Origin of the sequence: Flavobacterium sp. M31R6 (assembly GCF_013284035.1) — a bacterium.
In the GTDB taxonomy this organism is placed as follows: Bacteria; Bacteroidota; Bacteroidia; order Flavobacteriales; family Flavobacteriaceae; genus Flavobacterium.
On sequence record NZ_CP054141.1, the window covers coordinates 605,091 to 622,132 of the forward strand.

A 17,042-nucleotide genomic window follows, 5' to 3' on the forward strand; every position below is an offset into this window, starting at 1 on the left:
TTAATCTTTGTTTTCTATTCTAAAACCTACTTCGGTAATTCCATCTAAAAAAGTAACTCCAGGCACTTTCCCGTTTTCTCTTACCGCTTGTTTGATATGTACTTTGTATTTTCCTCTAAAACGCACATTTTCTTTATAATAAAGCTTACTCTCCTTGATATCAGTAAAACCATCCCCCAATAATGTTCCGTCAGGTTCCGCCATCTGGTATTCCAAAGTATCAACTTTGGTGTAACCATTTGGGCTTTCCAGAGACACAATTAGAAAGAGATTGTTGTATTTGTAATTGTCGTTGTCTCTTAAATTCACAAACAAATTGTATCTTTTTGTCGAATCCAAAATGGGTAAGTCAAAAGTGACTATACTGTCTTTATTCCAAGCACTTCCCACAGATTTATACTCGTCAAAAACCCTTTTTTTATCACATGAAAAAAGGAGTACCGCCACAAAAAGCAGCAAAAGACTATTCTTTATTCTCATTTTTTTTAATAATTATTGGTTTTCTAGGTTGCTCTGGTTTGTTTTCGGCAGAAGCGGGACGATTGTTATTAGGTTTCTTACGATTGTTTTTATTGCGATTTTTATTGGCGCTATTACCGTTTGGATTTTCCTTAACAGTATTCTCTTTGTTGCCAACATTTGCGTTAGCATTGCTTGGTGGATTATTTTTTTGAATAGTTGGTTTGTTTGCATTGTTAGGAACAATCACATTTTCACCGGCTACTCTAGGTTTTTTGTTTGGTTTTTTCTTTCTCTTAGGTTGGTCAAAACGTGTTAAACTTTCTTGACCCATTGCATTATTGAAATTTTGTTCAGGTTCTGCTACTACTTCAATCGCATAATCTTCTAGAGAAGAAACTTTGTTTTTTAGTTTGTTTTCGGCAATAATTTCTTTGACTTGGTCAATTTTCAGGATGTGCCAGTTGGCAAAATTATTGGTGTAGGCAAACCACATCAATCCTTTGAAAATATCTTGTTTTTGGCAAATAGCATCTCCTTTTTCGGTAACCAATTTGGTTTCAAATTCAGGAAAATCTTTTAAAGCGTCCATGTAAGTGTCTAGTTCGTAGTTCAAACAACACTTTAATTTACCGCATTGACCTGCTAATTTTTGTGGATTTAAAGACAGTTGTTGGTAACGCGCTGCCGAAGTGTTCACACTTCTAAAATCCGTTAGCCAAGTTGAACAACACAATTCCCTTCCGCAAGAACCAATCCCTCCCAAACGAGCCGCTTCTTGACGGAAACCTACTTGTTTCATCTCCACTCTTGTAGCAAATTCTTTTGCGAAATCTTTGATCAAAAGTCTAAAATCGACTCTGTCATTGGCCGTATAATAAAACGTCGCTTTGGAACCGTCACCTTGAAATTCGATATCTGAAATTTTCATTTCCAGTTTTTGTGCAATCGCCAATTCGCGAGCACGCACTTTCATTGGTTCTTCTTTGTTTCGTGCTGCTGTCCAAATATCGATATCTTTTTGAGTTGCTTTTCGATATACTTTTGGAATTTCATTACTTAAGTGGTTGACTCCCTTTTTCTTCATTTGAATTTTTACTAATTCTCCTGTAAGTGTCACAATTCCAATATCATGTCCTGGTGAAGCGACAGTGGCCACTATATCACCCATACTCAAAGTCAAGTTCTCGGTATTGCGGTAAAATTCCTTTCTACCGTTTTTAAAACGAACTTCCACACAGTCAAAAGGAGCTTCGCCGTTTGGCAAACTCATGTTTGAAAGCCAGTCAAAAACCGTTAATTTATTGCAGCTATCGGTGCCGCAAGTCCCATTATTTTTACAACCCTTTGGTGCACCACCATCTGAAGTTGAACAACTTGTACATGCCATAATGCTATATGTAGTATTGCTATAAAAGCAATTTAAGTTCGTATTACGTTTAATGGGTAAAGATACTATTTTTTTGGTTTATGTCACAAGGGGTAAAAACGGCAAAAAATCATAAAGTTATACTAAAGACATTCTTTCCATAAAAATGCCCCCAAATAGTGTCTAACTTTTTGGGGGCAGTGCATTCTTAGGGACAACCTTTTTTGTTTTTATAAATATCCAATCTATTTCACTTTGACAACTACTTTCCCTTTGGCACGACCACTTTCTACATAGGCTAATGCTTCGTTGGTTTTTTCAAATGGAAACACTTTATCTACCACTGGTTTTATAATGTTAGATTCTATTAGTTTTGTAATCTGGCTTAACTGTTTTCCTTCAGCTCTCATAAATAAGAATTCATAACCGACATTTTGTTTTTTTGCTTTCTTGCGAATACCAGTGCTTATTAGGTTAAGTATTATTTTTACAAACCAAGGGGCTCCTCTTTCTATGGCTAAATCAGCTGTTGGTGGTCCCGAAATAGAAATAGCTTTTCCTTCTGTTTTTAGTACATTCAATGATTTCTCTAGTGTTTTTGTATCTTGACTGTTCAGGACAAGGTCATAGTCTTTCAATAGACTTTCGAAATCTTGTGTTTTATAATCGATCAACACATCTGCGCCAAGGTTTTTCAAGAATTCAAAACTCTTTTCACTAGCCGTTGTGGCAACAGTTGCCCCCAAATGTTTTGCGAGTTGTATGGCTATGGTTCCCACGCCACCTGAACCTGCTTGTATGAATATTTTTTGACCTTTTTTCAGATCTCCCTTTTCTATTAAAGCTTGCCAAGCAGTCAAAGCGACCAACGGTATAGATGCTGCTTCTTCCATAGAAATATTCTTCGGTTTCATCGCAACATCTTTTTCATCAATAGCAATAAATTCAGCCAAGGTACCTATCCTAAAATCGGAAACTCTTGAATATACTTCGTCACCTACTTTAAACTTCGTTACGTTTTTTCCAACTTTAATCACTGCACCAGCTACATCGTGACCTAAAATAATTGGAAGTTTATATGGCAAAATCAATTTAAATTCTCCAGTCTTTATTTTGGAATCTAAAAGATTTAAACCCGATGCGTGTATCTCGACCAAAATATCGTTGTCTTTTACGTCAGGAATTGGAACATCGACCAATTGTAACATGTCTTTTTTGCTATATTTTTTAATGGCAAATGCTTTCATCTTAATTATGATTTAGATATTGATTTGCTTTTTTTGGATTAATCAAACCAAATGTCAATTTTGGAAAAAAACGATTCAGTATATAAACCAATTTTGTATCGCCTACGCGAATGGTGTATTGATCTTTTTCTAATCCTAAAATTAATGCTTTTACCAATTCTTCGGTACTTATTTTTTTATCATTTCTAGCTACGGTCATTTCGGTGGCAACAAGAGGAGGAAGCAGTTCAAAAACTTTTACCCTGCTGTTTATAATCTCTAAATGCTTACGTAGTGATTTTGTGTAAAACGAAAGTGCCGTTTTAGATGCGGAATAAGTAGCTTCCAGCAATGAAGGCACAATACTTAATATTGAAGTGGTGTTAACAATGGCACTTTCTCGTCTTGATTGTAGCATTTCCATAAAAAGATTGTTCAGGCGGATTATCCCAAGGTAATTCACCTCCATTTCATAAATAGCACCTTCCAAATGTTTGTCATTGGGAATTCCTAAATTTAAAGGAGCCACGCCAACACCAGCATTATTATACAAAATGTCAATTCCCCCCAGTGCTTTTACCTGATTGAAAAGAGCAATTGCATCTGATTCGTTTCCAGCATCGCTTTTTATTGTAATCAATTGTGGGTACAATTTCTTTACAGCATTTAATTTTTCCTCATTTCTGCCCGTGATGATAACTTTGGCGCCAATCTCCAAAAATTGTCTGGCGGCTTCCATTCCAATGCCCGAAGCGCCTCCTGTTATCAATATTGTTTTTTCTTTTAAAATCATAATCTAATGAATTACAGTGTTATTAGGCTTCTACTTTTTGAAAAAACTGTTTGGTATCTCCAACAGGTACATCAAACTGATTTTTTTCTAAAGCAATGAAAAATTCATCGGCAACTTCTGATGGTGGAATTCCATTGGCACCACCAATCTCAGCCGAAAATTCTGTGTTGACCAATGGAGGATAAATTTCATAAACCTGAAGATTTTTATGTTCTTCATAAGTTTCTCTCAATGCAACGGTGTAACTATGCAATGCTGCCTTCGTGGCGCCATAAGTTGGTAAAAATTTATGACTGCCAAAAACAGCTATAGAAGATACATTAGCAACCGCAGCTTCCGATTTTTCTAGTAAATGAGGTAACATAAGCTCCGTAAAATGAATCACACTAAAATAGTTGGTATTCATCTCGATAACCGCTTTTTCGTGCGCATTGGTGGTTTCACTCAACAAATACCCGAAAGCCGCCCCTGCGTTATTGATAATGATATTCACTTCTGGGTAGTTAGTCTTTAGTTCTTTGGCAATATGAATTCTATCTGCTTCTACAGACAAATCCCCTTGAATGGCAACCGTATTTTCTAAAGTTGCCAATGCTTTTTGCAAACGTTCCTCATTGCGTCCGTTGATGATGATTGTATTGCCTGCAGCACTTAATTTTTTGGCCATAGCCAAACCAATTCCGGCACTTCCGCCACTAATAAATATGGTGTTTCCTGTTGTTTTCATTTTTGAAATTTTTGAAAATTATTATGTTTTGATAAATCTAAAGTTTGGTAATCGGTATATCCTTTTAGTTTACCATTGTATTTATAATTTAATTTGTAAATTTGCTTGCGTTTTGCAAGTGCAAATATACAAACTACTTTCAATTCGCAAGTGATTTTATAAATTATTTTTTATTATGAATACAAAAAAGAGATCGGATTGCCCAATTAGCAGCTCCCTTGACATTTGGGGAGACAAGTGGTCATTGCTTATTATCAGGGATTTAATGTTTGCCAATGAGTGTACTTATGGTGACTTTTTGAAATCGGAAGAGAAAATAGCTACCAATATTTTGGCGGCACGATTAGTATTGTTGGAAGAAAACGGAATTATTTTAAAATTAAGTCATCCCGAAAGCAAAGCAAAAGTGTTGTACAAACTCACTCAAAAAGGAATTGATTTGTTGCCTTTAATGATTGAAATAAATTTATGGGCAGATAAATATTTAGCCATTCCTGCTGACAGAAAGGAAATGTTGAAGGAAGTAAAAAAAGACAAAGAAGCCTTTATAAAAAGTATGATAAAAAAATTGATGAAGTAGAACTTAAATTTCGAAGATATTTTATAAAAAAAACCTCTTTTAAAGTGACTTAAAAGAGGTTTGGTTTTTTGTAGCTATTTTTTCTAGGTTTCTTTCACTGTAATGATTTTCACAGGACAGGCTTTCGCCGCCAATTCACAGCTTTCGGCTATAGTGTGGTCAGGCGATTTCAGAGTGAAAAAACCTTTGGCGTTTACACTTTTAATCAATACCGATTTCCCGTCTTTTTTGGACATTTGAAAATGAACGGGTGCCATTTCTACACAATAGTTGCACCCAATACATTTGTCTCTCTGTAGTGTTACGATAACCATTAGGCTTCGACTATTTTGTATAATTTGTCGGACATACGGATTCTGAAAGGCAATTTGAAAGTACAATCGTCTCCTTTGGTTGCTTTTTCTGAAGCTACATCATTAACGTACATTTCCTCGATAACCATTTCCTGTGCGCCGGTGCTTGGACCAGTAACCAGTATTTTGTCCCCGATTTTAATGTCGTAAGCCTCGATTTTGAATTGACCAATTTCGGCTTTTGGGAAAAAATGGGTTCCTTTCCCAACATAGACTTTCTTCTGCGTTGCCATCGATCCCGAAACATCGCTCCATTCCCCCAATTCCTGACCAAGATAATACCCTGACCAAAAACCGCGATTGTAAACCGTGTTCAGCGCTTCCATCCAAACGGCAATTTTTTCTTTGGTAAAAGTACCTTCATTATAACTATCTATTGCTTCACGATAGGTTTTTATTACGGTCGCAACATATTCTGGAGCACGGCCTCGACCTTCAATTTTCAAAACTTGAATTCCTGACTCTATCACTTGGTCAAGGAAATCCAAGGTGCATAAATCTTTTGGAGACATCATGTATTCGTTGTCCAACTCGATTTCAAAACCAGTTTCTTGGTCGATAACGGTGTATTTTTTACGACAGTTTTGTTTGCAAGCTCCACGGTTTGCCGATGAATTATTCGAATGTAAACTCAAATAGCATTTTCCCGAAACCGCCATACACAAAGCGCCGTGACCAAAGATTTCGATTTCCACCAATTTTCCGTTCGGCCCTTTGATTTGTTCTTTTTCGATTTGGGTCGTAATGCTTTTTACTTGGCGTAAACTCAACTCTCGGCTCAAAACCATGGTATCGGCAAATAGACTGTAGAATTTGATGGTTTCGATATTCGTAACGTTCAATTGGGTCGAAATATGAACTTCCATCCCAATTCCCCTTGCCATTGAAATTACGGCTTGGTCGGAGGCAATTACTGCGGTGATGTTCGCTTCTTTGGCTTTGGCCAATAATGTTTTTACCACGGATAAATCGTGATCGTAAATAATGGTGTTCAAAGTCAAATAACTTCTAACGTTTTTGGCTTCGCAACGGCGGGCGATTTCGGGTAAATCTTCCATCGTAAAATTCACGGTGGCACGAGCTCGCATGTTCAATTGCTCTACGCCAAAGTAAATAGAATCGGCGCCGTTATCTAATCCTGCCTGCAATGACTCAAAGTTCCCAGCGGGAGCCATAAGTTCTATTTTGTTGGTTGTTGTCATGATAAATTACTCTAAAATCTTATACAATTTATCAGACAACCGAATTCTGAAAGGTACTGTGAATGTTACTTTGTCGCCTATTTTGGCTTGAGTGCTTTCGGTTCCGTTGACAAGCATTTTATCCAAAACCATTTCTTGGTTTCCGGTTGTTGGCCCTACGATTAAGATTTTGTCACCCGAATTCAATTCTTGGTTTTCGATAGTGAAAAGTCCCACTTGCGCTTTTACGTAATAATGTTCCGCTTTGCCAAGTAAAGTCTTTTTAACTTTTATCTTTTTGCGAATATCAGTTGTTTTTGGAGCAGTCGCCAAAGCTGTGTCCGACAATTCTCCAGAATGTTTGAATTTTAAACTTTCCGATTTTCCTTTTCTAAAAACTTTGTTTCCAACTTGCTTTCCGGTTCTCAATCGTACTTGATCGACTAGAGGCATGTGGATAATCTCAAGACATTCGGTAGAACAGCAGTTTTCCATGGCCGTTTTGCATTCGTCACATTGAATAAATAACAAATGGCATCCGTCATTCTCACAATTGGTGTGATTGTCGCACGGTTTTCCGCATTGGTGGCATTGTGAAACGATATCGTCCGTGATTCTTTCGCCCAAGCGATTATCGAAAACAAAATTCTTTCCGATAAACTTGCTTTCCAAGCCTTCTGCTTCAATTTGTTTGGCGTAATTGATGATTCCGCCCTCTAATTGGAAAACATTTTTGAAACCTTGGTGTTTGAAATAAGCACTTGCTTTCTCACAACGAATTCCACCGGTGCAATACATCACCAGGTTTTTGTCTTCTTTGTGGTCTTGAAGTTGCTCGTTGATTATTGGTAAACTCTCTCTAAAAGTTTCAACATCGGGAGTTATGGCACCTTTAAAATGGCCCACTTCACTTTCATAGTGATTTCTAAAATCAACCACTATCGTGTTTGGATCATCCAGAATGTCGTTGAATTCTTTGGCTTTTAAGTGAACTCCTTTGTTGGTTACATCAAATGTATCATCATTCAAACCGTCAGCAACAATCTTGTGACGCACTTTGATCGTTAGTTTCAAAAAGGCGTGATCGTCATGTTCTACGGCCACATTCAAACGAATCCCTTTCATAAAATCATATACTTCCAAAGTCTCTCTAAAAGCTTCGAAATTTTCGGCAGGAACATTCATTTGGGCGTTGATGCCTTCTTGGGCAACGTAAATTCGGCCTAAAGCATCGAGTGCATTCCAGGCAATAAATAAATCGTTACGAAATTGTGTTGGATCTTGAATTTTGGCATACGCATAGAAAGACAATGTAAGGCGTTGTTTTCCGGCTTGATCAATAAGCTCGGCTCTTTCTTCTGCGCTTAAGGTGTTATACAGTTGCATGCTATAAACGTTTAAGTGAGAAAATATGTGGTGAGTTCTAAATGGAAGAACTCAAATCGGGCGCAAAATTAGTGAACTTTTGCGGTTTTATAATGCGAATTAGGGGAAATTTAGGGTTTACGGTCTATTGGATGTAAATTATTGTATTGAATCTTGCCATTGTCATTGAAATTGTCATTTATTTTTAACTGCACTAACGACCAAATCATCCACCGAAGTAGCGCGGCTGATATGTCCCAAAAGCATTTCGAGACCCTCGGCACGCAGACTGTCCCGAACTTCGGATCGCGCTTCCGCAATTTTTAAGGAAATGTTCTTGGCTTTCAAATCGACAAAAAGATGTTTTAAAAATCGGGCTCCAGCAATATCGATTCTGGGAGAGGAATTAAGGTCCAATATTACTGTTTTTAAGGGATCGGATTCGTTGTTGATTTTTTTCCAAAGCTGTTCTTTGATGTATTCAACATTGAAATACAAAATAGCCGATTCGATACGAACAATTAATAGTCCTTCAATCCTTTCGTTGTCAGGATGCCTTTCAATATCCGTATAGCGTTTGGTTCCCGGAATTCTTCCCAAGAAAGCCACATTCGGCTTGGAAGTAGCTTTGATTAATAGCAATAAAGTTACTATGGCTGCCAGTAAAACTCCAGTTAGGATTCCCCAAATAAGTACTCCGATAAGGGCTATGATGGCAACATAAAATTCTTGTTTGTTGATTTTGTACAAATGTTTCATTTCTTTTAGGTCAAAAAGACCTCTGATGGCTACCAAGACTATCGATGCCAAGACTACAGTAGGTAAATTTTGAAGGTATCCTGTTAAAAACAGCAAACATATTGCAATTGTTGCTGAAGCAAACACTAAGGATAACGGTGTTTTGGCGCCAGCAGTATCATTCACGGCGGATTGAGATAATCCTCCGGCTACGGGGTATCCTTGCCCGAATGCGACAGCAGCATTGGCAATGCCAAGGGCCAGTAATTCCTGGCGAGGGTCAATGACGTATCCGTTTTTTTGTGCCAATGTCCTTCCTGCCGAAACACTTTCTATATAAGAGAGTAAAAAACAAGCCAAAGCTAATGGGATTACTCCGTCTACGTCGCGGATGCGAAGTGAAGGTAGATGAAATTCAGGTAGCCCGGTTGGGATAGCTCCGACGGTTTTGAATTCTTGAATCCCTAATGAGGTGGTCGAAATGAGTAGTATGGATAGGATTACAATTATAAGAGCCACTGGTCGTCCCGGTGCTATTTTTTCGCCAACAATTAGGATAATAATGGCAGCCATACCAAAAACAAAAACTGTAGTATTAGTGTCTGGGAGTTGATTAAAAAGGGTTACAATGCGATCAATAAAATTTTCGCCACCACCTTTTATGCCAAATAATTTAGGTAATTGGGTTAAACCAATAGTTATGGCCGCACCGGCTTTGAATCCTACCAAAACGGTTTCGCTAATAAAATTGATAATTCCACTCAAACGCAAGAGATAAGCGAGTATTGCCATACCCGCAAATACAAGGGCCGTGAGTGAGGCAATGTCAGCCCAACGTTGAACATCACCATTGGCCATATCAGCAATGGTGGTGCCAATCAGTAACGAAATTGCCGATGTTGGACCTATGGCCAGTTGCTTGCTCGTTCCCAATAAGGCATAAAATAAGCCGCCAATAAGGTAGCCGTAAATTCCGTATTGCGGAGGCAGTCCCGCCAGCGTAGCATAGGCCAAGGATACGGGAATTCCATAAGCAGCCAGTGTTATTCCGGCTATAAAGTCGCTTTTTAAGGTTTTGGTATTGTACTCTTTAATCCATTCCGAAGGTGGAAAAAGTTTATAAGTCATAGTTTATTTAGTGATTAGTGAGTAGTCCTTAGTGATTAGCTTTTTGGTAGTGATTTAGAAAATAAGTCTTTTGGAATAGTGCTCCAGACTAATCACTTTTTACCAATTACTAGGGACTAATTAATCTTCTTCGTCCAGTAATGCTTTTTTAACAGCATTTAATTCGGCTATTTTTTCGGCACTTACTTTTGGATATTCTAATTCCATTTCATCCAATGCGTGAATAATTGCCGATGCAATGGCGATACGCGCATAGGATTTGTTATCGGCGGGAATCACGTACCAAGGAGATTTTTTGGTCGAGGTGTTTTTTATCAATTCCTGGTAAGCATTCATATAATCATCCCAGTAGCCTCTTTCTTTGGCGTCGGCCGCACTAAATTTCCAGTTTTTGTCCGGATCGTCCACGCGCTCAATGAATCGCTTTTTTTGTTCTTTTTTGGAAACGTTGAGGAAAAATTTGATGACAATTGTTCCGTTTCGGGTAAGGTATTTTTCGAAGTTTCGAATGTCCTGAAAACGTTCCTCCCAGATGTCTTTGGTAATCAGTTTTTCCGGAAGTTTTTGACCTTTTAAAATTTGCTCGTGTACGCGCACTACTAGAACTTCTTCATAATAGGAACGGTTGAAAATTCCAATACGTCCTCTTTCAGGCAAATGTTTTTGGCAACGCCAAAGAAAATCATGATCCAAATCTTCTGAACTTGGTGCTTTGAAAGAAGAAACCTGGCATCCCTGTGGATTTACGCCCGACATCACATGTTTGATGGCTCCATCCTTGCCCGCCGCATCCATCGCCTGAAAAACGAGTAGCAACGACCATTTGTCTTGGGCATATAAAATGTCTTGCATAGCGGCCAGGGCTTCAACTCCCATTTGCAAGGTTTGATTCACCAATGGTTTTCCTTCTTCCCCCAAATTGAAACTGGCTTTTGTCTCGTAATTTTTAAGCTTGAAGTCATCTCCATCTCCAACACAATATTGTTTTGAGAATTTTTTGGCTCTTTGAACAAGTTCTTTTTTGCTTAAAGAGGAAAGATCAACAAGGTTTTCTTCAAATTCATTGTGGTCTTTTTTATTGGACTTAGACATATTCTTGGAATTTAATGTTAGTAAAAGATGATGTAGATTAAAAACAATTAATGTTTTTTTTTATGTTGAGAATTACAGAATACAATCTACTAATTTAGTAAAAAAACAGTAACTGGAGTTTTTTTAACAAAGAATGATTGTGGAATTCGGAGATATGACTTGAAAGAATAGTCAACTATTAATTTTTTTATTAGTTACTGTGAATTATTCGTTTGTTTTTTGTAATTTCCTCGTGCTGATAAATTTAAATCAGTATTTTTGTTTATACTAATTTTAATAATAATTTTATGAATACGTTGAAAAAGATTAAAATATTATTTTTTGTTATAGTTCTCTCTTCATTTTATTCTTCTTGTAAAAAAGAAGCGGCACCAGAGGCCAAACCGCTCGAAATTTCGGTTGTAAAAGTGCTACAGCAAGATGTAAGACTCGAATCGGAATTTACTGGGCAAACCTTTGGACAATCGGATATACAGATTAACCCTAGAGTTGATGGCGTAATCGAAAGTCTAAATTTTAAAGAAGGAGGTTTGGTACACAAAGGTCAATTGTTATACACTATTGATCCGTTGCCGTTTCAAGAGAAAGTACATCAGGCAGAAGCAAATTTGGCAGAAATGCAGGCAAGGTTGGCCAAAACCAAATCTGATTATGACATGATGGTTCCACTTGCCAAAATGAACGCTGTGAGTCAAAGAGAATTAATAGCTGCAAAATCAGCGTATAGTGCAGCAACTGCTTCCATAAAAGCGGCAACTGCCAATTTAGAAAATTCAAAAATAGAATTGGGATATTGCTCAATTCTTGCTCCAATTTCTGGATTGATTGGGATTTCAAAAGTTAGGGTTGGAGATTATGTTCGTCCAGGTGCCGCATCGGTTTTGAATACCGTTTCGGATTTAGGGGATGTAAGAGTTCGATTTACAATGAGCGAGCAGGAATATCTTCGAATCTTTAGAGAAATAACTAAAAAAGATTCTAGTCTAAAAGGAGCCGGAAAATCAATTTCATTAGAATTGTCAGATGGGTCAGCTTATCCTGAAAAAGGAAAAATCAGTTTTGCCGATAGACAAATTGATCCAACTACCGGGGCAGTAACTTTTGAGGCTGCATTTGCCAATCCTGATCAATTAATTCGACCAGGTCAATATGTTAAAATTCATGTAGTTACTGATGTTCGTAAAAATGCATTGGTTATTCCGCAACGTTCTGTTATTGAAATGCAAGGAATTTATCAGGTTTATGTTGTAGACAATAGTAATAAAGTAGATATGAAAATGGTACAAATTGGTCCGTCATACAAAGATTCTTATTTGGTTCTTGATGGATTAACGGCTAATGATAAAGTTGCTATGGGAGGAACCTCTCTATTGAAAAGCGGTAGTGTTATAACTCCGAAAATTGTAGACTGGGCTCCAGGAAAAGCAGAAAAATAATTAGTGCTAATAAATAATTTAGAAACATCATTATGGGAGAATTTTTTGTTAGAAGACCAATTGTAGCCATGGTAATCAGTATCATTATTGTGATACTCGGATTACTTGCATTACAAAAAACGCCAATATCGCAGTATCCGGATATCAATCCACCTGTTGTAAAAATCACTACTTCTTTTACAGGAGCAAATGCTTTGAATGTTGAGCAAGCTGTTGCTACACCAATCGAACAAAAGGTAAATGGAGTAGAACAGATGCTTTATATAAAATCCACAAACACCTCTGATGGAGCTTGTACAATTGAAGTAACATTCGATGTGGGTACGAATTTGGATAATGCCAACATGCTTACCCAAAACCGCCAAGCACAGTCAGCACCATTTATGCCATCAAGTGTAAAACAACAAGGAGTTGTGGTGAAAAAATCATTATCGTTCCCGATGATGCTGTTTACACTTACATCTACAAATCCTAAATACGATTCTAAATTTTTGAATAACTATGCCAATATCAACATAGTGGATCAATTGGCACGTATAAAAGGGGTTGGTGAAGTTTCCCTTTTTGGGGGGAGTGACTATTCGATGAGGGTTTGGCTTAAGGCCGATGTAATGAGTAAGCTTGGGATAACTGTCGATGATGTAAAGAATGCTTTGAATGCTCAAAATATGATTAGTCCCGGTGGGAAATTTGGAGCAGAACCTGCTCCAATGGGGACTGATTTTACCTATGGAGTTACACTTCAAGACCGTTTGGTTACTGAAAAGGAGTTTGGCCAAATTGTAGTAAAAAGCAAATCAGATGGTTCCGAAGTACTATTAAGCGACATCTCCAGAATTGAATTAGGAACAGAGAATTATAGTTCAAACGCTCGCAGAAATGGTAGTGCCACTTCGGCAATTACTGTATTTCAGATGCCGGGAAGTAACGCTTTGGAAGTGGCTACACTTGCCAAAGAGGCTATGAAAAAAATGTCTGAAAAGTTTCCAAAAGATATTGCTTACCAAGAGTCATTGGATACTACACTTGCTATTACTGCGGGTGTTGATGATATCGTTCATACTCTTTTTGAGGCTGTCTTACTGGTTATTCTAGTTGTATTTATATTTCTTCAAAACTGGCGTGCTACCTTGATTCCTTTAATAACGGTTCCTGTATCGTTAATTGGTACCATCGCAGTTTTTCCATTGCTAGGTTTTTCAATAAATACCTTGTCTTTATTGGGATTGGTACTGGCAATTGGTATCGTTGTGGATGATGCCATCGTGGTTGTGGAAGCCGTAATGCATCATATTGAACACGGAAAATCACCGAAAGATGCAACAATACAAGCGATGCGTGAAGTTTCTGGGCCAGTAATTGCAATTGCACTTATTTTGATTGCGGTATTTGTACCAGTTGCGATGACACCAGGTATTACAGGTCGTTTTTACCAACAATTTGCGATAACCATTGCGGTCTCGGTGGCCTTCTCGGCGTTTAGTGCCTTGTCACTGAGTCCCGCGCTTTGTGCCATGTTACTGAAACCCACAAAACCAGTTAGTGAACAAAAAGGATGGCTGGCTAAATTTTTTGCTGGTTTCAATAGAATTTTTGAAAAAGTCACAGGAACTTATATAAATGGAGCTACTTTTTTTGCTAAAAAAGCAACGCGCATTATCATTTTATTAGGAGTAATTATTGGAGCTGTAGTATTACTGGGTTTAAAAATTCCAGCAGGTTTTATTCCAGAGGAAGATCAAGGATATGTATTAATTAATATTGCATTGCCCCCAGCATCTTCTCTTCAGCGAACAGATGAAATTTCAAAGAAAGTCGATGGGTTTTTAAAAGAAGAGGAATCGATATTGTCTTATACCACAATCAATGGGTTTAGTATGCTTACCAACTCCTATCAACCGAATAACGCTTTTATTTTCATATCCTTAAAACCATGGGAAGAAAGAGCTGAAACGGCGAAGCAATTGGTGGATCGTTTAAATAAAAAACTATCGACACAAATTACAACAGCAACGGCTTTTGCCTTTGGACCTCCTGCAATTCAAGGTTTAGGTGCCTCTGCAGGTTTTAGTTTAATGTTGCAGGATAGAGGTGGTAACACTCCACAATATCTTGCCCAACAAACACAAGCTTTTATTGCAGCAGCTCAAAAACGTCCTGAAATAAAAAGGATTTATACAACTTTTAATGCTGGTACACCTCAGATAAAGTTGGACATCGACAACGAAAAAGCCATGAAATTGGGAGTGCCAGTTTCTAAGGTTACCGAAGTATTGGGTGCCTTTTTGGGAGGGTCTTATGTGAATGACTTCAACCGTTTTGGACGTCAGTACAAAGTGTATTTACAAGGTGATGCCGTTGATCGATTAAAGCCTGAAAACTTGAATAAGATCTACGTGAGAAATGACAACGGCGATATGTTGCCTATATCCACTTTGGTTACAGCAACAAAAGTGGCAGGACCCGATTTTACCAACCGTCTTAATTTATTTAGGTCAGCTGAGATTGGGGGAAGTCCTAACGACGGCTACAGTAGTGCTCAAGCTTTGGATGCATTGGAAGAAGTTGCCAAAGAAACTCTACCATCTGATATGAGTTACGATTATATCAACTTGTCGTATCAAGAAAAACATTCTCCAAGTGGAGGTACTGTATTTCTAATGGCCTTAGTTTTTGTATTCTTAATTCTTGCCGCACAGTACGAAAGTTGGAAATTGCCTTTTAGTGTATTGCTTGGAGCGCCTTTTGCAGTTTTTGGAGCATTTTTAGGATTGTTTTTGGCTAGAATTGGTAGTGATGCTTATGTGAACAATGTGTTTGCGCAAATTGGATTGGTACTGTTAATCGGACTAGTCGCCAAGAATGCAATTCTTATCGTTGAGTTTGCCAAGGAAGAATATGAAAAAGGGAAACCACTATACGAATCGGCAATGGTTGCGGCTAAGCTTCGTTTTCGCCCAATCTTAATGACGGCCTTTGCCTTTATTCTTGGTGTTGTTCCTTTGCTTACCGCTACAGGTGCTGGGTCGCAAGCCCGTATTGTAATGGGTATGGCTGTGTTCAGCGGAATGTTGATAGCCACAGTTCTTGGAGTGTTAATTGTTCCGGGTTTATTTGTAATGATTGAAAACATCGGAAAAAACAAGGATGAGGTTGTAGCAACTGAAAATAGTACGGATTCAAAAACTACAGATCATGAGGAATAAATTAAAAATTATTGTTGTTATTGTTGTCCTTGCAGTTCTTCCTGTAGGTTGTTTGGTTGGGCCTAAATACGAAAAGCCAGAAGAAAAGAATGCTGAAAGTTTCCACTATGGTCCTGCAAATGCTGATACACTCGCTTCTGTGGTCAACGTAAAATGGTTTGATCTTTTTAATGATGATGTTTTAAAAGGCCTAATCACTAAAGGACTTGAAAATAACTATGATTTGAAGATTGCTATGGCGCGTATTGATCGTACCAGAGCAGAATTAGGATATACCAAAGCCGACTTATTGCCTGCAATTGGTTATAGCGCTACTGTAAACAGTAATGAGAAGACCTTTTTGCCTTCCAATGCGTCAGCTAATCTTTCTTGGGAATTGGATTTTTGGGGTAAAGTTCGCCACGAAAATAGAGCTGTTCAAGATGAATTAATAGCTAGTGAAGAAGGACGAAAAGTGATTCTTTCTAATTTGGTTAGTGATATTGCGGTTGCTTATTTTCAACTACGTGATTATGACAACCGACTACTTGTTGCGCAAAAGACTTTGGAATCTAGACAAAAAGGATTTGATATTATTAATCAAAGGTTTTCGGCTGGTTACGTTTCTGAAGTAGATAAGGTTCAAATCGAACAACAAGTAGCAATTGCCGAAGCAGCTATTCCTGCTTTTAAGAGACAGATTACCATTCAAGAAAATATTATTTCAATATTGATTGGTCAAGCTCCAGGACCGATAGAGCGTGGTAAAACCAACACAGAGCTTCAAGTAGCGAATAATTTACCCGTTTCTATTCCTTCTATTTTATTGAAAAACAGACCTGATGTAAATCAAGCAGAAAGGAATTATATGGCGGCTAATGAAAGAATAGGTGTTGCGCAAGCGATGCGTTTTCCTTCTTTCAATATTGCTGCATTGGCGGGATTCGCAAACAGTGATGTAAGTCATTTATTTGATGGTTCATCGTATTTGCAAAACGCAAGCGCTACTGTTGCAGGTCCAATTTTTAATTTTGGTAAAAACAGAAGGAGAGTAGAAATATACCGTCAAATTGCTGAAGAATCAAGACTTAATTACCAAAAAACTTGTCTTGTTGCCGTTGCCGAAGTAGAACAATCTTTGCAAAACGTGAAAACGTATAAGGAAGAATGGGCAGCTAGAAACAAGCAGGTTATTGCGGCTAGAAAAAACTTGGAATTATCGAATGCAAGGTATTATAATGGCTATGTTTCTTATTTGGAAGTTATACAAGTAGAAATAGATTTGTTTGATGCAGAATTAAGTCTTTCGGAGTTAACACAAAACCAATTGAGTTCAACCATCCAATTGTACAGAGCTTTAGGCGGTGGCTGGAATTAGTCATTATCTTTGTAAACAAAAAAACCACGCAA

Annotated in this window: 14 protein-coding genes; 4 read left to right on the forward strand and 10 right to left on the reverse strand. The window is 37.8% G+C overall.

Going from position 1 to position 17,042, the window contains the following annotated elements; translation table 11 throughout:
* The 5 genes from HQN62_RS02535 to HQN62_RS02555 all read right to left on the reverse strand — a co-directional run bounded on the left by HQN62_RS02535 (window position 1) and on the right by HQN62_RS02555 (window position 4,574).
* On the reverse strand, window positions 1-480 hold the full coding sequence (locus HQN62_RS02535; RefSeq protein WP_116796546.1) for a gliding motility lipoprotein GldH: 480 nt from the start codon (window positions 478-480) through the stop codon (window positions 1-3).
* The gene (locus HQN62_RS02540; RefSeq protein WP_173503204.1) at window positions 464-1,849 is read right to left on the reverse strand and encodes a PSP1 domain-containing protein; all 1,386 of its coding nucleotides are present in this window, start codon (window positions 1,847-1,849) and stop codon (window positions 464-466) included. Before HQN62_RS02540 ends, HQN62_RS02535 begins: the two co-directional genes overlap by 17 nt.
* A gap of 224 nt (window positions 1,850-2,073) precedes the next feature.
* Complete coding sequence (locus HQN62_RS02545) at window positions 2,074-3,075, reverse strand: NADP-dependent oxidoreductase (protein ID WP_173503205.1); 1,002 nt, start codon at window positions 3,073-3,075, stop codon at window positions 2,074-2,076.
* A gap of 1 nt (window position 3,076) precedes the next feature.
* Window positions 3,077-3,847, reverse strand: a complete 771-nt coding sequence (locus HQN62_RS02550; RefSeq protein ID WP_173503206.1) for an SDR family oxidoreductase — start codon at window positions 3,845-3,847, stop codon at window positions 3,077-3,079.
* Window positions 3,848-3,869: 22 nt separating this feature from the next.
* The gene (locus HQN62_RS02555) at window positions 3,870-4,574 is read right to left on the reverse strand and encodes an SDR family oxidoreductase (protein ID WP_173503207.1); all 705 of its coding nucleotides are present in this window, start codon (window positions 4,572-4,574) and stop codon (window positions 3,870-3,872) included.
* Between the two features lie 175 nt (window positions 4,575-4,749).
* Between HQN62_RS02555 and HQN62_RS02560 the strand changes: the two genes are divergently transcribed.
* Window positions 4,750-5,154 carry a winged helix-turn-helix transcriptional regulator gene (locus HQN62_RS02560; protein WP_371811631.1) on the forward strand — a complete coding sequence of 135 codons (405 nt, stop codon included), beginning with the start codon at window positions 4,750-4,752 and terminating at the stop codon, window positions 5,152-5,154.
* A gap of 83 nt (window positions 5,155-5,237) precedes the next feature.
* Here HQN62_RS02560 and HQN62_RS02565 read toward each other — a convergent pair whose 3' ends face one another.
* The 5 genes from HQN62_RS02565 to HQN62_RS02585 form a co-directional block, all read right to left on the reverse strand.
* Entirely contained in the window at window positions 5,238-5,468 is a 231-nt protein-coding gene (locus HQN62_RS02565; RefSeq protein ID WP_173503208.1) for a ferredoxin, read from the reverse strand.
* Window positions 5,468-6,709, reverse strand: a complete 1,242-nt coding sequence (locus HQN62_RS02570; RefSeq protein WP_173503209.1) for a peptidase U32 family protein — start codon at window positions 6,707-6,709, stop codon at window positions 5,468-5,470. Before HQN62_RS02570 ends, HQN62_RS02565 begins: the two co-directional genes overlap by 1 nt.
* A 6-nt stretch (window positions 6,710-6,715) precedes the next feature.
* Window positions 6,716-8,074 (reverse strand): oxygen-dependent tRNA uridine(34) hydroxylase TrhO, encoded by a 1,359-nt coding sequence (gene trhO, locus HQN62_RS02575; RefSeq protein WP_173503210.1) that lies wholly within the window; start codon window positions 8,072-8,074, stop codon window positions 6,716-6,718.
* A 174-nt stretch (window positions 8,075-8,248) separates the two neighbouring features.
* Window positions 8,249-9,919 (reverse strand): SulP family inorganic anion transporter, encoded by a 1,671-nt coding sequence (locus HQN62_RS02580; protein ID WP_116796540.1) that lies wholly within the window; start codon window positions 9,917-9,919, stop codon window positions 8,249-8,251.
* A 120-nt stretch (window positions 9,920-10,039) separates the two neighbouring features.
* Window positions 10,040-11,011 carry a polyphosphate kinase 2 family protein gene (locus tag HQN62_RS02585; protein WP_116796539.1) on the reverse strand — a complete coding sequence of 324 codons (972 nt, stop codon included), beginning with the start codon at window positions 11,009-11,011 and terminating at the stop codon, window positions 10,040-10,042.
* A gap of 287 nt (window positions 11,012-11,298) precedes the next feature.
* Here HQN62_RS02585 and HQN62_RS02590 point away from each other — a divergent pair, with 287 nt between their 5' ends.
* Genes HQN62_RS02590 through HQN62_RS02600 form a run of 3 tightly spaced genes read left to right on the forward strand, consistent with a single transcriptional unit; the run spans window position 11,299 to window position 17,010 of the window.
* Window positions 11,299-12,447: an efflux RND transporter periplasmic adaptor subunit gene (locus HQN62_RS02590; protein ID WP_173503211.1), complete on the forward strand. Its 1,149-nt coding sequence runs from the start codon at window positions 11,299-11,301 to the stop codon at window positions 12,445-12,447.
* A gap of 32 nt (window positions 12,448-12,479) precedes the next feature.
* The gene (locus HQN62_RS02595) at window positions 12,480-15,653 is read left to right on the forward strand and encodes an efflux RND transporter permease subunit (protein WP_116796537.1); all 3,174 of its coding nucleotides are present in this window, start codon (window positions 12,480-12,482) and stop codon (window positions 15,651-15,653) included.
* A complete protein-coding gene (locus HQN62_RS02600) occupies window positions 15,643-17,010 on the forward strand; it encodes an efflux transporter outer membrane subunit (protein ID WP_116796536.1) in 1,368 nt (455 codons plus the stop codon). The genes HQN62_RS02595 and HQN62_RS02600 overlap by 11 nt, the downstream gene beginning before the upstream one ends.
* The last annotated feature ends 32 nt before the right edge of the window (window positions 17,011-17,042 follow it).

Coding starts and splice junctions, on each gene's coding strand:
- HQN62_RS02540 (WP_173503204.1), bottom strand. CDS start 1,849: ATGGCATGTACAAGTTGTTCAACTTCAGATGGTGGTGCACCAAAGGGT.
- trhO (WP_173503210.1), bottom strand. CDS start 8,074: ATGCAACTGTATAACACCTTAAGCGCAGAAGAAAGAGCCGAGCTTATT.
- HQN62_RS02600 (WP_116796536.1), top strand. CDS start 15,643: ATGAGGAATAAATTAAAAATTATTGTTGTTATTGTTGTCCTTGCAGTT.
- HQN62_RS02560 (WP_371811631.1), top strand. CDS start 4,750: ATGAATACAAAAAAGAGATCGGATTGCCCAATTAGCAGCTCCCTTGAC.
- HQN62_RS02555 (WP_173503207.1), bottom strand. CDS start 4,574: ATGAAAACAACAGGAAACACCATATTTATTAGTGGCGGAAGTGCCGGA.
- HQN62_RS02585 (WP_116796539.1), bottom strand. CDS start 11,011: ATGTCTAAGTCCAATAAAAAAGACCACAATGAATTTGAAGAAAACCTT.
- HQN62_RS02550 (WP_173503206.1), bottom strand. CDS start 3,847: ATGATTTTAAAAGAAAAAACAATATTGATAACAGGAGGCGCTTCGGGC.
- HQN62_RS02595 (WP_116796537.1), top strand. CDS start 12,480: ATGGGAGAATTTTTTGTTAGAAGACCAATTGTAGCCATGGTAATCAGT.
- HQN62_RS02535 (WP_116796546.1), bottom strand. CDS start 480: ATGAGAATAAAGAATAGTCTTTTGCTGCTTTTTGTGGCGGTACTCCTT.
- HQN62_RS02545 (WP_173503205.1), bottom strand. CDS start 3,075: ATGAAAGCATTTGCCATTAAAAAATATAGCAAAAAAGACATGTTACAA.
- HQN62_RS02580 (WP_116796540.1), bottom strand. CDS start 9,919: ATGACTTATAAACTTTTTCCACCTTCGGAATGGATTAAAGAGTACAAT.
- HQN62_RS02590 (WP_173503211.1), top strand. CDS start 11,299: ATGAATACGTTGAAAAAGATTAAAATATTATTTTTTGTTATAGTTCTC.
- HQN62_RS02565 (WP_173503208.1), bottom strand. CDS start 5,468: ATGGTTATCGTAACACTACAGAGAGACAAATGTATTGGGTGCAACTAT.
- HQN62_RS02570 (WP_173503209.1), bottom strand. CDS start 6,709: ATGACAACAACCAACAAAATAGAACTTATGGCTCCCGCTGGGAACTTT.